We start from the raw sequence: 14,923 nt of genomic DNA, 5'->3' as shown, positions 1-14,923 counted from the left end.
GACTTGCGGTCGCGAGAACCGCACTACCGGCTGGGCGTACCTCTGGCGCCAGAAAGCTGATGTTGGCGTTGCAGGGAGTAAACCGAGCGGCCCAGGCCATGTCAACCGGCCGGTTCCGGTTGCGGAACGTTCACCACCAAACTCGTCTTTGGCACCGAGCGGTCCGCTTTCTCGACCAGTTGAGGCACTTTGACGACGTGCCGGCGAACCGCCGCGATTCAAGGCGCGGGCCTCAACTGCCCCGTGAAACCTGATGACTTGGTAAAAATCCGGACCCAAGTCATGTACACGCCCATTCGGGAGAGTGCAGAGTCTGCGTGTCCGTTTCATCGGAGCACGCGCGAAGGGATGACCCATGGCACTCTCCCGTTCGGCACGTCTGGGGGCGTTGGCCACAGCCGCCGCCTCCTTCTGCCTGATCGCCGCCGCACCCGCGCCCCACCCGGGCGCCGACGGCGTGGGCGACCCGTACTTTCCCCAGCTCGGCAACGGCGGCTTCGACGTCCGCCACTACGGCCTCGACGTGGCGTACAACCCCGACACCGACCGGCTCGACGGCCGCACCACGATCACCGCGCGCGCCACCCAGAACCTCTCGTCCTTCGCCCTCGACCTCCAGAAGCTGGAGGTGACGAAGATCGAGGTGAACGGCAGACGGGCGCAGTTCACGCGCGAGGGCGACGAGATCCGTATCAGCCCGCGCGACAGCCTGCGCAAGGACAGGACGTTCACCGTGACCGTCACCTACGGAGGCGTGCCCGAGCCGCTGAGCGGCCCCATCGTCTTCGGCTCCGACTACGGCTGGATGAAGACCACCGACGGCGTCTTCGTCGCGTGCGAGCCCAACGCCGCGTCGACCTGGTTCCCCTCCAGCGACCACCCGGACGACAAGGCCACCTTCGACATCCGCATCAAGGCCCCCAAGGGCCTGACCGGGGTCTCCAACGGCCGCCTGGTCGGCACGTACGACAAGGGCGACCAGACCGTCGCCCACTGGCGCGAGACCGAGCCCATGGCCACGTACCTCGCGACCGCCACCATCGGCAAGTTCAACGTGAAGCAGGGCACGACCCCGGCGGGCACCCCCATCTACGTCGCCATCGACCCCGTACTGGAGAACAGCAACAACGTCGACGTGTACGGACTCACGGCCGAGGCCACCGACTACTGGTCGAAGATCTTCGGTCCCTACCCCTTCGAGGAGACCGGCGCGATCGTCGACGACATGCCGCAGGCCGGCTTCTCCCTGGAGACCCAGACCAAGCCGGTCTACTCCGCAGTCCGCAGCGAGGGAACCATCGTCCACGAACTCGCCCACCAGTGGTTCGGCGACTCCGTCTCGGTCGAGAAGTGGCAGCACATCTGGCTCAACGAAGGCTTCGCGACCTACTCCCAGTGGCTGTGGAGCGAGCACAGGGGCACCCAGAGCGCCCATGACGCCTTCCTCGCGGGTTACAACGCACGGCCCGCCGAGGCTGCCTTCTGGCAGACGGTCGTCGGCGACCCGCAGCGCGACACGATGTTCGCCTCCGCCGTCTACCAGCGCGGCGCGATGACGCTCCAGGTCCTGCGCGAGCGCATCGGTGACAAGGCGTTCTTCAAGCTGCTCCCGACGTGGACCAGGCAGCACCGGTACGGCAACGTGAACACCGACGAGTTCATCCGGCTCGCGGAGAAGATCTCGGGCCAGCAGCTCGACGACCTCTTCCAGACATGGCTGTTCACGAAGGGCAAGCCCGCCCTGTAGCGGACGACGGCCCGTGCCGGGAGGCCGTACAGCGGTCACCGGTGCCGCCGGCGCATGTGGACGTGCTGGATGTCCGCGTCCAGCACGTCGCGCAGAGCGTCGCTGTCCCCCGTGCGAGCTACGCGCAAGAAGCCTCTGACAGGTGACGATCCGAGCGCGCCGGAACCGTAGCGTCTTCGTTGTCGCCGCGATTCGGAATGAGCGGCTTCCTCAACCGCCCTACCTCTGAGTCCCCTTGTCGCTTTGGAGATCCACGTGAACCGCACCCTCAAGACGACCGCACTGGCGACGACGTTCTGCGCGGTGGCAGGCGCCGCCGTCGTCGGCTACGGCCAGGTCGCCGCGCAGGCCCAGCAGAATGTGGCCGCGACGTCCGTGCGGCACGGTCACGGTCACGAGGACGCCTTCACGGGGGTCAAGAAGATCCGCGTCGACGGCCACGCGGTCAACGTCTCGTGCTCCGGCAGGACCGTGGCCCGTAAGCCCGTCGTCGTCCTGATGGCCGGAGGTGGCGACGGACTGGAGACGATGGCCGCGCTGCAGGGGACCCTGAGCGACAAGGGCAGGGTCTGCTCCTACGACCGGCTCGGGGAGGGCGCGAGCGATCAGCCGAACGGGATGCAGACCGTCGACGACAGCGGCAGGATCCTGACCGGCGTGCTCGACCGGATCGTCGGTGACCGCCCGGTCGTCCTGGCCGGCCACTCGCTGGGCGGCTACATCGCCGCCCGGTACGCCCCCGACCACCGGGACAGGATCGCGGGCCTGGTCCTGATGGACGCCACGATCCCGGCCCTCACAGCAGGCATCCGAAAGGCGATCCCCGAGTCCGCGACCGGTATGCCGGCCGAACTGCGCGACCAGACCATCGCGGTGAACGAGGGGCAGAACCCCGAGCAGTTCCTCATCGCCGACGCGCCGGTCCGTTCGGCGGGGCGCATCCCGGTGCGGATCATCAAGCACGAGTCCCAGTTCTCCGAGGTCCCCGACTACGGGCCCGCCCTGGAGCGGATGTGGGCCGAGGGCCAGCAGGAGTGGCGCGCCCTTTCCGCCCGCAGCCGCGTCAGCACCGCCGCCCGCAGCGGGCACTACATCCACGTCGACCGCCCCGACGTCGCCCTCAAGGCCATCCGGCAGGTGACCGCACAGGCCACGATCAACAGGTGAGCCACCACGGGTGCCGGGAGGCGTCCGAGGCCCGGCGGCGATGAGCGAGCGTCAGTCAGGGGTGAAGGCGGACGCGACGCCCGTCACCAGCAGGAGCGTCGCTGCGGTCAGGGCCGTGGCCAGCCCGGACGCGACCAGTACGGCGAGGGTTCCGCGGAAGCGGTCGGGGCCGGGCGGGGGCCGGTGCCCGTACCGGGCCAACTGCGCCCAGTGCCGGGCCGTCTCCCGCGCCTCCCGGCGGTGTTGTACGGCGGCACGCAGGCGGAGGCCGACCGTGACGGCCGTGCCCGCCACCGCGACGGCACAGGGGGCTCGCCAGGTCCCGCTCACCAGGAGCACGGCCGCGACGGTCCCGGTCGTGCCCCAGCCGCTCAGGCAGGCCGCGGCGGCGGTACGGCGGGACAACGGGCGGTCGGTTCCCGCGCGCAGCTCGGCGAGGGCCGGGACATACCAGACGTGACCGGCCGCCGTCAGCAGCGCGGCGCCCAGCGCCAGGACGGGGTGCGACACGGTCACTTCACCGTCCTGGGGGCCGGGGCCGGGGCCGGGGCCTGGGCCGGGTACGAGGTGCCACCCAAGGTCGCGGCGCCGTTCGTGGTCGCTGCGGTCCCGGCGCTCTCGCCGATCCCCGCGATCTCCGGATGATGCAGGTCGAACGCCGGGGACTCCGACCGGATGCGCGGCAGCGCGGAGAAGTTGTGCCGCGGTGGCGGGCAGGACGTGGCCCACTCCAGCGAACGTCCGTATCCCCAGGGGTCGTCCACCTCCACCGGCTTCGCGTACTTGGCCGTCCGCCACACGTTGTAGAGGAACGGCAGGATCGACAGGCCGAGCACGAACGAACCGATCGTGGACAGGGTGTTGAGTGCCGTGAAGCCGTCCGCCGCCAGGTAGTCGGCGTACCGGCGGGGCATGCCCTCCGCGCCGAGCCAGTGCTGGACCAGGAACGTCAGGTGGAAGCCGACCGTGAGCGTCCAGAAGGTGAGCTTCCCGAGGCGCTCGTCGAGCATCTTGCCCGTGAACTTCGGCCACCAGAAGTGGAATCCGGCGAACATCGCGTACACGACCGTACCGAAGACCGTGTAGTGGAAGTGCGCCACGACGAAGTACGAGTCGGAGACGTGGAAGTCCATCGGCGGCGACGCCAGGATGACTCCGGTCAGACCGCCGAAGACGAAGGTGACCAGGAAGCCCACGGTCCAGAGCATCGGGGTCTCGAAGGACAGGGAGCCCTTCCACATGGTGCCGATCCAGTTGAAGAACTTCACGCCTGTCGGCACCGCGATGAGGAAGGTCATGAAGGAGAAGAACGGCAGCAGGACTCCGCCGGTGACGTACATGTGGTGCGCCCACACGGTCACCGACAGGCCGGCGATCGCGATGGTGGCTCCGACCAGGCCCATGTAACCGAACATCGGCTTGCGCGAGAACACCGGGATCACCTCGGAGACGATGCCGAAGAACGGCAGCGCCAGGATGTACACCTCGGGATGCCCGAAGAACCAGAACAGGTGCTGCCACAGCAGCGCGCCACCGTTCGCAGGGTCGAAGACATGGCTGCCGAACCGGCGGTCGCACTCCAGCGCGAACAGCGCCGCCGCCAGTACGGGGAAGACGATCAGGATCAGCACGGCGGTGAGCAGCACGTTCCAGGTGAAGACCGGCATGCGGAAGACGGTCAGGCCCGGGGCGCGCATGCAGATGATGGTCGTGATGAAGTTGACCGCGCCGAGGATGCTGCCGAACCCGGACAGGGCCACGCCCATGATCCACATGTCGGCGCCGAGGCCGGGTGAGTGCACGGCGTCGGACAGCGGGGCGTACAGGAACCACCCGAAGTCCGCCGCGCCGCCTGGTGTGAGGAAGCCGAACGCGGCGATCGACGAGCCGAACAGGAACAGCCAGTAGGCGAGCATGTTCAGCCGGGGGAACGCCACGTCGGGCGCGCCTATCTGCAACGGCATGATCCAGTTCGCGAATCCGGTGAACAGCGGCATCGCGAACATCAGCAGCATGATCGAGCCGTGCATCGTGAACGCCTGGTTGTACTGCTCGTTGGACAGCAACTGCGTTCCGGGGCGCGCCAGTTCGGCGCGCATCAGCAGGGCCATGACGCCGCCGACGATGAAGAACACGAACGCGGAGACCAGATAAAGGGTGCCGATCCTCTTGTGGTCGGTGGTCGTCAGCCACTCGACCCAGGTCGGACGGACGGGCGTCCGGCTGCTCTCGTCCGGCTGCGCTGGGCCGTTGCTCCCGTCGCCCCGTACGGGTGCTTCGCCCACCCTGGGGGTCGCGGGGGCCGCGTCACGCGTGCGCGCGGCCTCCGGCTGCTGTCTCTGTGCCTCGTCCACCGGACGGTTCCCTTTCCTTCGCCCTTGCGCTCAGCGCTGTGCTTGCGGCGCCTCCCGGCTGCCGCTCCATGATCGGCTCGGGGGTACGAGGGTCGGGTAGGGCCGAACAGTCCCCGCGGCGGGCCGGTGGGGTGGGCCCAAGGACCCCTCTTCGCCGTGGCCCGGGGAACGGTTGAGCACGTCCAGCCATGTGCGAGCACCATCGCGGTGGCGGTCGGCGGCGGACGACGTGCGTCCCGCACAGGACGTCCAGGGCTGACCAGTCCGGCGTCAAGGGCCGTTCGGCCCCTGGTGCGCGGGACCGTCCGGCCCTGTCCGTGCCACTCGGCGGAATGATCTCCTGACGCCGCAGCCGGGTGCCCCGACTCCGGACCTCGTCCCCATGCCCCGGCCGGGGAGACGGAGCCGGAGTACCCGGTACGCGCCAGGCAGACAACCGGCTCGCGTGCACCCCGTGCACACGCACGCCGGATCCGGGCCCGGTTCGGGTTCGGGTTCGGGTTCGGACAAGGCTCGCAGCCGCAGTCGGCTGTGGGTGGCCGCTGCCTGTCCCTTGTCGTCCACTCACCGGAGGCTCATGTGCGGCGCATCAACGGTTCGTTCCTCATCGCGTTGGGGATCGCCGGTTCGATCGGCTCGGTCGCGTACCCGGTCTTCTACTCCTATCCCCACCGCTTCGACGCGGTGAAGGCGACCCGGCCCGCTCCCGCCGAGACGGTGAACACCCGATGGGGTCCGTTGACCGCCGCCGACCGGGACCTGGTGGTACGGGTACGGCTCGCCGGGCTGTGGGAGATACCGGCGGGGCAGCAGGCGATCGAACGCGCGCCCACGAAGGCAGTCAAGGAGACGGGCGACCACCTGGTGGTCGGCCACAACGACCTCGACAAGCGCGTCCGGATCATCGCCGCCGACCTCGGCATCGAGGTGCCGAACCAGCCGAACGCCCAACAACAGGGCTGGCTGGCCGAGCTGACGGCCTCTCAGGGCAAGGACTACGAGCAGAAGTTCGCGAACCTGCTGCGCTCCGCGCACGGCAAGGTCTTCGCGGCGGTCGCGGAGGTCCGCGCCACCACCCGCAACTCGCTCATCCGGCAGCTGGCCTCGGACGCCAACCAGACCGTGCTCGACCACATCACGATGCTGGAGAGGACCGGGGACGTCGACTTCGACGCGCTCGCCGTCGATGCCGCGAAGGGGCTGACCGCCAGCCCGACCGGGCCCCCGCCGCCGAAGCCGGGTGCGTCGGCGGCCTCGGCGCCGCCCGCCCGGCCGACCGGTGACCCCACCCTGACGTCGAGCCCTTCGGCGCTGCCGACGGACGGCACGGTCAGCACGGAGCGCCCTGAACCGTCGGACTCGGAAAGCGTGTTGCGGTAGCGGGGTCGCCCGATGCGGGTGCCGTAAGCCGTAAGCCGTAAGCTACGTGCTCAGTGCGCGCGGCGCCCGGCTTACGCACCCGTCTCACGGCCGCAGCAACGTCTGCCAGTAACTCCACCAGCGAGTGGCGATCAGCATGACGACGGTCAGGTACCAGGTGACCGGCACCGCCCAGTGGAACTCCGTGACACCGGCGACGACGCGGCGCGGGGCGCGGACGATCCCGTGCCGCAGGTTGTGCACGGTGGTGTACCAGAACAGGGCGATGGTCGCCGCCCACGCCAGGCAGCACCACAGGCACAGCGCCCCGATCTCGTACAGTGCCTGGCTCATCAGCCACATGCAGAAGGCCGCGCCGAGCATGGCGCCGGTGTTCAGCGCGAGCCAGAACCAGCGGCGGAAGCGGGCCCCGGCCAGCAGCGCCGCACCGATCGCGACGACGACCGGGTAGGTGAGCAGGCCGAGCAGGGGATTGGGGAACCCGAACACGCCCGCCTGGTCGCTGCGCATCACGCTCGAACAGGACAGGACCGGGCTGAGGTTGCACGAGGGGGCGAAGCCCGGGTCCTGCAGCAGCTGGAACTTGTCGAGGGTGATCACGAAGGAGGCGAGGGCACCGAGACCGCCGGTGATGATCAGCAGCCAGGCGAGGGCGCGGCCGGCGCCACCGGTACTGCTCGTCTTGTCCGCGATGCCGGTCATCGGGGCTGTTCCGGCTCGTCGCAGTGCCGGACGGGTGCCGGTACGGCGGCGGGCGACGGGTGGTCGCCGCCGCGCGGACGGCATCCGCCGGACGGCTGCCGCGGTGTGCCGGGTACGTGCTCGCGGGCGGCCCCCTCCGGCCACAGGACCTCCACCGGGACACCGCGGGCGCGGGCGTAGGCCACCAGATGAGCCGTGGCGTCGCGGCCGTCGGACGGCGAACCGTCCCACACGGCCAGCACCTTCCGGCATCCCGCGATCAGCCGCTCGTCCGCGCCGACGCAGGCGTCCCGGTCCGCCGGGTCGTACGTCAGCAGCCGCACCTGCCGGGCCAGGGACAGCAACTCGCCGGCCGCCAGGCGGTCACGCTCGGGCGGCATCGCGGGAACGGCCGCCTGCGCGGGCAGCACCACGACGAGGTGCCGCCCGGCCGTCCGCACCGCCCGTCCGAAGGCCAGCGGCACACCGGCACCGGCGCGCACCACCCCCTGGGCCCGCCCCAGGAACCGCTCCAGCCTCGCCCGCAACTCGGCTTCCACCAGTTCGAGCGTGCCGCGGGTCAGATCGGCATGCCCCACCGCCAGAATCATTCCCAACTTCCCTTTCGCCGTACGGCTTTCCACTCCTCCCCGTACCGCGAACCCGGTCCTCTCCGCCTTCGGGCGACACCACGGACCGCCCCGGGACGGGACTGCGGAATCAGTGAAGTCACCGCGCCCCGGACCCAACTAGGGCCGAACGGCCCCGCCGGGAGGAGTTCGGCACTTTTCGGCGCGGGCGGCCGTGCACGAGGCTCCCCCCGGATGTCACGTACCAGCTCGTCAGCTGTCCGTGGTGGGCGGTCCGTCCAGGACGGTGGGTGCGTACTCCAGCAGTTGGAGCCGGCCGTCGAAGGTGCGGCTCTCGATGAGGTCGAGGCGGACGTCCGGGTATGCGTCGAAGATTCGTTCCTGGCCGGTCGCGCCGGTGATCACCGGGAAGACGACGACGCGGAAGCGGTCCACGAGACCGGCCGTGAGCAGCGATCGGCACAGGGTGAGGCTGCCGAGGGTGCGCAGGGGCTGGGTCGTGTTCTTCTTCAGGTCCCGCACGGCCTCGACGGCGTCTCCTGTGACCAGCTCGGTGTTCTGCCAGGTCAGGGGCGCTTCAAGGGTCGATGAGAAGACGGTCTTGGGCATGTTGTTGAGCTGGGCGAAGCCGGGGTCGTCCGGCGCCTGCGCGGCGAATCCTGACATCAGCCGATAGGTTGTGGCGCCCATCAGGCTGACGTGCTGCTTCTCGCTGTCGTCGTCGAGCCAAGCGAGGTATTCGGGCCCTTCCATGCCCCAGAATCCCGGCCAGCCGTCGGCGGACGCGTAGCCGTCGAGCGAGATGATGAAGTCCACCATGAGACGTGCCATCGGACTCCTCCGAAAAGTAGGTGTGCGTTGTAGTGGTTGACCGGAGCCGCCCCGAAAACTCATTGCTCCGCCCCGGACCCGAGCGGCCGTCGGCGTGCCGGCGAACTTACCGCCAGAAGTGCTGTTCATGTCCGAAACACCCTGTTGAGGCTGCTCGGACTTCTACGCTGAATATCTGTGTTCAAGATGGTTGGGGCAGGTGGAATCCGTGGTGCAGTCGTTGTCGGCATCGCCCATCGAGACGTCGGTCGTCGCACGGCCTGGGCGGACGGTCGTCCATGTCGAGGGACAGCTCGATCATGGCGGGACCATGATGTTGATGAAGGAGCTCTCGGACCTGCCGGCCCACTGTCGTCGGCTCGTTCTCGACTTCAGCCGCGTCTCGTTCCTGGGCTTCGCCGCAGTCGAACTGGTGGAGGTCGTGGCGGAGCAGGTACGGGCGGCGGGCGGACAGCTGGAGGTGCGGGGAGTCGACGACCCCCGGCTGAGGGCCCTTCATCTGAGCGGCGGCCTGCGGGCGTTGCGGATCGCGGAAACACCTGGTGTGTCCACCGGTCGCGCCGACGGGAGGCGCAACGAGGTGGTGCTGCGTCAGGCGCTGGCCACGGCATTGCGTGTGACGGGGGCTCCGATGGGCAATGTCCAGTTCCTGGACCCCGCGTCGGACACGCTGCGCATCAGCGCACAGCGCGGGTTCCATCATCCGTTCCTGTCCTATTTCCGCAGCGTGGAGGTCGCGGGGCACGGGAGTGCGTGCGGCGCGGCAGCCCGGCAGCGGCGCCCCGTCTTCGTGGAGGACATCCGTGCGTCGCCGCTGTTCGTGGGCACTGCCGCCGGGGACGTCCTCCATGACGCGGGCGTGCGGGCCGTGGCGTCGCTGCCGGTCATGACGCCAGGGGGTGAGCTGGCGGGGATGCTCTCCGTGCATCGCGCCAAGCCCACCGTGTGGGCGGCCGAGGCGCGCAGCGAACTGGGCTACGTGATCCAGGCGGCCGACCGGCTGGCCAGGTAGCGGCGCCCGTTCACGCCGCCGAACCCTTCTCTCCGGAGCCAGCCGCGTCGGCCGACGCGACGACCGCTCGCAGGCACTGGAGCGGCAGGTCCGGCGCCTTGACCGGCCACTCCTCGGCCTCGACGGCCGGCTGCAGACTGGCCGACCACACGGTCATCAGCAGCTGCGCCGCCGTTCCCTGTTGGCCGCAGGTGGCAGAGAGGGCCGTCTGTCCGACAGCGCTCTTGGCCAGCTGCCAGAGAATCGGTTCCGCAGCGCCTCCGTCGATGACTCCGTACATCACCACCGTGTACAGCGGCATGAAGACCTGCGCGTCCTCGGCGTCGAGCTGCATCGTGTCCTGCGCATAGCGCACGAGCTCGGACAGTTGTGCGAGCAGAGCGGGCAGCGCCTCGCAGGAACCGTGCCGGTTCGAGGAGTGGTCCATGGCACCCCGCCCGCCGGATCCCGAGCGGGCACGCCTTCCCGGGCCAGTGCCGCGAGCGACCCCTCACGACATGCCCACGAGAATTATTCTCCTGTCGGGCGCCTCATTCATGAACAAACCGCCATAAGGGTTTCACGGACGGACTGCGCAGCGCCGGGTCCACGGCTCGCGTCTTGCGTCGCGGAGGCGTCAGACGCGTGCTGACCTGCATTGATGCGATTGTGGAGGGAACAAGCCCGGCCCAAGGGGAGTGGGATCGGTAAACCGCCGTACGCCGACTTCATCCGTACAGGGGATGCTGGTCCGCACGCATGGTCGGCGCGGGAGCGGTGGATCCCCGGAGGCGGAGTTCGGGCTCGACGAGGATCTCCTGCGTGCTGACGGTCCGGTTCGAGATCAGCGAGGTGACCAGGCGCGCGACGTTCTCCGCGATGCGTTCGATCGGCTGGCGGACCGTGGTGAGCGGGGGGCCGATGAAGTCGAGTACGGGCGAGTCGTCGTACCCGACGACCGAGACGTCCTTCGGGACGCGCAGCCCGGCACGCTCCGCGGCCCGGTAGGCGCCGAAGGCCATCTCGTCACTGGACGCCACGATGCCCGTGGTCCCCTGCGCGAGGAGCGCGCTCGCGGCCTGCTGGCCGCCCTCGACGTTGAAGTGCTGGCGGACGACGAACTGTTCGGGGTGGTCGATGCCGCGCTGTTCGAGAGCGCGGAGGAATCCCTCGACGCGCCGGTCTGCGGGCAGGTTGTCGGTCGGTCCCGCGAGGAGGCCGATCTTGCGGTGCCCGAGGTCGTGCAGATGACCCACCGCCAGCTCGGCGGCACGCCAGTCGTCGGTCGAGACGACCGGGGTGTCGGAGTCGGGGAAGCCGCCGTTGATGCTCACGTAGGGGATGCCCCGTGACTCGACGAACTGCACGACGCGATGGTCCTCGTCGCGGAGGGTGTTGCTCGACGACAGGAAGACGATCGCCGCCACACCCGCGTCCACGAGCGATTCCACGTAGTCCCGCTCACGCGGCGTCCCCGGGTACACGGGGCAGATGATCGATGTCAGACCGTACGGGTTGAGCTCGTTCTCGACGCGTTCCGCCTGCAGGGCGAAGATCGGGTTCTTCAGGTTGGGGGTGAGCATGACGACGAGCCGGTTGTCGAGGGGGCGCTCGTAGCCGATCTGCTTCAGCGCTTCCTCCACCGCCTGCCGAGTGGCGGGCGCGACACCGTACTTGCGGTTGATGACCCGGCTGACGGTCGCTTCGCTGACCTCGGCTGCCTGTGCGACCTGGGCCAGTGTGGTGGTGCCGGCGGCCGCTCGGGATCCCTTGCGCCGCTTGGGCGGTTCGGTGGCATTCCCTGTCGTCATCTCAAACCTTCCGGTCGCAAGCCATGCGTGTTCGTCCGTCGTACGGAGTGCAGTGCTGTGGGATGTTCACTGTTTCACGGAGCCGGCGAGGAGGCCCGCGACGAAGTACCGCTGCAGGAAGAGGAACAGCACCAGGACCGGCAGGACCGAGATCAGGGTGCCGGTCAGCAACTGCCCGTAGTCCGTGGACTGTACGCCGTGCAGGGTCGCCAGGGAGACCGGCAACGTGTAGGCCGCCGGATCGCGTTGGACGATGAGCGGATAGACGAAGTCGTTCCACTGGCCGAGGAACAGGAAGATGGCGAGGGCGGCCAGAGCCGGCCGCATGGTGGGAACGACGATCTGGAAGAACGTACGGAACTCGCCGGCGCCGTCGACGCGTGCCGCCTGGAGGAGTTCGTCGGGCACTGACTGCATCGCCTGGCGCATGAGGAAGATCCCGAACGGCAGCGCGAGGTTCGGCAGGATGAGTCCCTGGTAGGAGTTGAGCCAGCCGAGCGCGACCATCATCTTGAACAGGGGCACGAGCGTCACCTGGCCCGGCAGGGCGAGGGAGGCGATGATCACGGTGAACATCGCGTTGCGGCCCCGGAACCGGAACTTGGCGAAGGCGTATCCCGCCGTGCTGCACACCAGCATGCCGAGCGCGGTGTAGACCGTCGAGACGACCAGGGAGTTGCGGACGGCGGTGCCGAACTCCAGCGAGTCGAAGAGCCCGGTCAGGTTGGTCCAGAAGCGGTCGCCGGGCAGCAGCGCCGGCGGGGACGAGAAGATCTCGTTCGTCGAGTGCGTCGACGCCACGACGAGCCAGGCGAAGGGGACGAGCATGAGGACTGCGCCGAGCGCGACGAACGTGGTGAGGACGGCGCTGAGCGATCTGGTCGAGCCGGGCTCGCGGCGTCGGCGCGGTGCCGGATGCTGCAGGGCGGTCACTGGGCACGCCTCCTGAGGACGAGCGTCTGGATGACGGAGACGGCGGTCACGATGAAGGCGAGGACGTAGCCGATCGCGGAGGCGTATCCGAAGTCGAAGTTCTTGAAGGCGCTGTTGTAGAGGTACATGCCGATGGTGAGGGTGGCGTTGTCGGGGCCGCCTCCGGTGAGCACGTACGGCTCGTCGAACAGCTGCAGGGTCCCGATCGTCGACAGCACCACGGTGAGCAGGAGCGCCGGCCGCAGTCCCGGGAGGGTGATGTGCCAGAACTGCCGGCGCCTGTTCGCCCCGTCCATCTGTGCGGCCTCGTACAGCTCGCCGGGGATGGACTGCAGCTGGGCGAGGTACATGACCGCGTTCTGGCCGGTGTAGTGCCAGGTCATGGCCATGATGATCGATGCCTTGGCCCAGAACGGGTCGGTGAGCCAGGGGATCCGGGGCAGCCCCACCGAGGTGAGGAGGTAGTTGATGAAGCCGTTCTGGTAGTTGAGGAGCGCGGAGAAGAGGATGCCGTACGCGACGAGGCCCATGACGATCGGGACGAAGTAGGCGACCCGGAAGAAGGAACGCCACTTGAGCAGCTTGGAGTTGAGGGCGACGGCCAGCACGATCGCCAGACCGAGCATCAACGGCACCTGGATGACCAGGATCTCGACGGTGTTGCGCAGGGCGGTCCAGAAGAGCGGGTCGTCGAGGAGCCGTCCGTAGTTCGCGCCGCCGACGAACTCGGTGACACCGCCGACGTTCTGCGTGAAGCTCAGCGCCAGGGCGTAGAAGACCGGATAGACCTTGAAGCCGACGAACAGCACGATGACGGGCAACAGGAACACGTACGGTGTGGCGCGGGTACGCCAGGTCCTGCGCGATGACCGCCGGCGAGGCGGTTCGACGGCGGACCGGGAGGCCGCGGCGGGCGTCCCGGCCGGCCGGGGGCTGGAATTCGTGGTGAGGGACATGGTGCTCTCCGGTCAGTCCTTCGCGGTCTTCCGGCCGGTCTGCTGTGCCAGCAGCTTCGCGGCCTGCTGGAGTGCCTTCTCGGGATCCGCGTCCTTGACCAGGACCTGGGTCTGCGCGTCGTCGTAGACCTTGAGCGCTTTGGGGTAGTCCTTGGTGTAGTGGTCAGGGGGTGTGTCCTGACTCAGCGCCTCGATGACGAGCTCGTTGGTGTTGAACCCGAAATAGGGGTTCGGCTCCTTGAAGGCGGCGGTCTTCCACATGGGTTCGTAGCTCGGGAAGAGTCCGTCGGCCTTGGTGATGACCTTCTGGCCGGCGAGCGTCGCCATGCTGTACTGGACGTATTCGTAGGCGAGTTTCGGCTGCTTGCTCGCCTTCGAGACGGTGAGGTAGGTGCCGCCCGCGGACGACGCCGTGTACCCGCCCTCCTTCATCGCGGGCGGCATCCGCACGCCCCACTTGCCCTTCATCTCGGGCGCCGTGTCCTGGAAGCTGCCGACCATCCACGAGGCGCCGGGCATGATCGCGACGGGCGCCTGACCCTTCATCTGGGATGTGGTGCCCTGGCTCTGCGGGATGTCCGTGACGAGGTGCTTGTCGTTCGCCGCCTTGAGGAAGGCGAGCGCGTCGACGCTCTCCTTGCCGGAGAGCGCGATCTCGCCCTTGCCGTTGAAGAAGAACGTGCCCTGCAGACGGGCGAGCATCATGAAGAAGTTCGCCGAGTCGGCCTGCGAGGCCGCCTTGTCGACGGCGAAGAGATCGGCTCCGGTCGCCTTCTTGATCTTCACTCCGGCGGCCAGCATCTGGTCCCAGGTGCGGATCGAGTCGATGTCGACGCCGGCCTTCCGGAACAGGTCCTTTCGGTAGAACACCAGGTTGGTGTTCACCTCGAAGGGCATGCCGTACTGCTGTCCCTTCGCGTCCTGGCCGCCCTTCCACAGGCCGCTCGGGAAGTCCTTCTCCAGCGAGCCCGCACCCATGTCGCCGAGGTTCGCGAAGCCGTCGGGGAACGTCTCCAGGTAGTTGCCCATGTAGTCGCCGCCGATGTCCATGACATCGGGGAGACCCTGGCCCCCGGCTGCCATGCCGGTGGTGATCTTGTCCCAGATCGCCGGGTTGCCGACGTCCTGGACCTTGACGGTGACTCCGGGATGCGACTTCTCGAACGCCTTGGCGGTGGCCTTCATGCCGGCCGCGGGGGCTCCCCAGGCCCAGGCGGTGAGCGTGTCCTTCCCGGCGGAGCCGTCCGAGGACGACATGGAACAGCCGGTCAGAAGTCCGGCGGACAGGGCGGTGACTGCGGTGAACGCGCTGACCTGGGTGCGCCAGGGGCGACACGGCGAAGCGGTCATGGCTATCGATCCTCCTTGATCGAGATGCAGCACTCGGCTTGGTGGGCGTCATCATGGCCCGGCTTACGCATGTCTTGCAAGATTGTCTTGCAAACTTCCAACCTCGATTTGCATACTGGCTGACGCCAGCAC

The 14,923-nt window shown here is 68.5% G+C and carries 13 protein-coding genes and 1 pseudogene; 4 read left to right on the top strand and 10 right to left on the bottom strand.

Annotation, left to right across the window (positions count from 1 at the left end; all coding sequences use genetic code 11):
• Positions 1 to 355 precede the first annotated feature (355 nt).
• Both ACFVH5_RS16275 and ACFVH5_RS16270 read left to right on the top strand, forming a co-directional pair.
• Positions 356 to 1,747 (top strand): M1 family metallopeptidase, encoded by a 1,392-nt coding sequence (locus ACFVH5_RS16275; protein WP_385834338.1) that lies wholly within the window; start codon positions 356 to 358, stop codon positions 1,745 to 1,747.
• Positions 1,748 to 2,002: 255 nt separating this feature from the next.
• Positions 2,003 to 2,914, top strand: coding sequence for an alpha/beta fold hydrolase (locus ACFVH5_RS16270; RefSeq protein ID WP_385834337.1), 912 nt, complete (start codon positions 2,003 to 2,005; stop codon positions 2,912 to 2,914).
• A 51-nt stretch (positions 2,915 to 2,965) separates the two neighbouring features.
• Here ACFVH5_RS16270 and ACFVH5_RS16265 read toward each other — a convergent pair whose 3' ends face one another.
• Positions 2,966 to 3,430, bottom strand: coding sequence for a hypothetical protein (locus ACFVH5_RS16265; protein ID WP_385834335.1), 465 nt, complete (start codon positions 3,428 to 3,430; stop codon positions 2,966 to 2,968).
• Entirely contained in the window at positions 3,427 to 5,268 is a 1,842-nt protein-coding gene (gene ctaD / locus ACFVH5_RS16260; RefSeq protein WP_385834334.1) for a cytochrome c oxidase subunit I, read from the bottom strand. Before ctaD ends, ACFVH5_RS16265 begins: the two co-directional genes overlap by 4 nt.
• 579 nt (positions 5,269 to 5,847) lie before the next feature.
• Here ctaD and ACFVH5_RS16255 point away from each other — a divergent pair.
• On the top strand, positions 5,848 to 6,648 hold the full coding sequence (locus ACFVH5_RS16255; protein WP_384810434.1) for a DUF4142 domain-containing protein: 801 nt from the start codon (positions 5,848 to 5,850) through the stop codon (positions 6,646 to 6,648).
• A gap of 84 nt (positions 6,649 to 6,732) precedes the next feature.
• Here the strand turns inward: ACFVH5_RS16255 and ACFVH5_RS16250 are convergent, their stop codons facing one another.
• The 3 genes and pseudogenes from ACFVH5_RS16250 to ACFVH5_RS16240 form a co-directional block, all read right to left on the bottom strand.
• Positions 6,733 to 7,350, bottom strand: a complete 618-nt coding sequence (locus ACFVH5_RS16250; RefSeq protein WP_385834333.1) for a vitamin K epoxide reductase family protein — start codon at positions 7,348 to 7,350, stop codon at positions 6,733 to 6,735.
• Positions 7,351 to 7,442: 92 nt separating this feature from the next.
• Positions 7,443 to 7,940: pseudogene (locus ACFVH5_RS16245) on the bottom strand (hypothetical protein); the annotation flags it as partial.
• 231 nt (positions 7,941 to 8,171) lie between these two features.
• Entirely contained in the window at positions 8,172 to 8,750 is a 579-nt protein-coding gene (locus ACFVH5_RS16240) for a dihydrofolate reductase family protein (protein ID WP_385834331.1), read from the bottom strand.
• A gap of 208 nt (positions 8,751 to 8,958) precedes the next feature.
• Between ACFVH5_RS16240 and ACFVH5_RS16235 the strand changes: the two genes are divergently transcribed.
• Positions 8,959 to 9,762: a GAF domain-containing protein gene (locus tag ACFVH5_RS16235; RefSeq protein ID WP_385834330.1), complete on the top strand. Its 804-nt coding sequence runs from the start codon at positions 8,959 to 8,961 to the stop codon at positions 9,760 to 9,762.
• 10 nt (positions 9,763 to 9,772) lie between these two features.
• Here ACFVH5_RS16235 and ACFVH5_RS16230 read toward each other — a convergent pair whose 3' ends face one another.
• The 5 genes from ACFVH5_RS16230 to ACFVH5_RS16210 all read right to left on the bottom strand — a co-directional run bounded on the left by ACFVH5_RS16230 (position 9,773) and on the right by ACFVH5_RS16210 (position 14,791).
• Positions 9,773 to 10,189, bottom strand: coding sequence for a hypothetical protein (locus ACFVH5_RS16230; RefSeq protein WP_385834329.1), 417 nt, complete (start codon positions 10,187 to 10,189; stop codon positions 9,773 to 9,775).
• A 280-nt stretch (positions 10,190 to 10,469) separates the two neighbouring features.
• Entirely contained in the window at positions 10,470 to 11,552 is a 1,083-nt protein-coding gene (locus ACFVH5_RS16225; protein WP_385834327.1) for a LacI family DNA-binding transcriptional regulator, read from the bottom strand.
• Between the two features lie 66 nt (positions 11,553 to 11,618).
• Positions 11,619 to 12,485, bottom strand: a complete 867-nt coding sequence (locus ACFVH5_RS16220; protein WP_385834326.1) for a carbohydrate ABC transporter permease — start codon at positions 12,483 to 12,485, stop codon at positions 11,619 to 11,621.
• On the bottom strand, positions 12,482 to 13,441 hold the full coding sequence (locus ACFVH5_RS16215; protein WP_385834325.1) for a carbohydrate ABC transporter permease: 960 nt from the start codon (positions 13,439 to 13,441) through the stop codon (positions 12,482 to 12,484). The genes ACFVH5_RS16220 and ACFVH5_RS16215 overlap by 4 nt, the downstream gene beginning before the upstream one ends.
• A 12-nt stretch (positions 13,442 to 13,453) precedes the next feature.
• The gene (locus tag ACFVH5_RS16210; RefSeq protein ID WP_385834324.1) at positions 13,454 to 14,791 is read right to left on the bottom strand and encodes an ABC transporter substrate-binding protein; all 1,338 of its coding nucleotides are present in this window, start codon (positions 14,789 to 14,791) and stop codon (positions 13,454 to 13,456) included.
• Positions 14,792 to 14,923: the final 132 nt, after the last annotated feature.

Source organism: Streptomyces sp. NPDC127119, assembly GCF_042677425.1.
In the GTDB taxonomy this organism is placed as follows: domain Bacteria; phylum Actinomycetota; class Actinomycetes; order Streptomycetales; family Streptomycetaceae; genus Streptomyces.
This window is presented reverse-complemented; position numbering and strand designations above follow the sequence as displayed.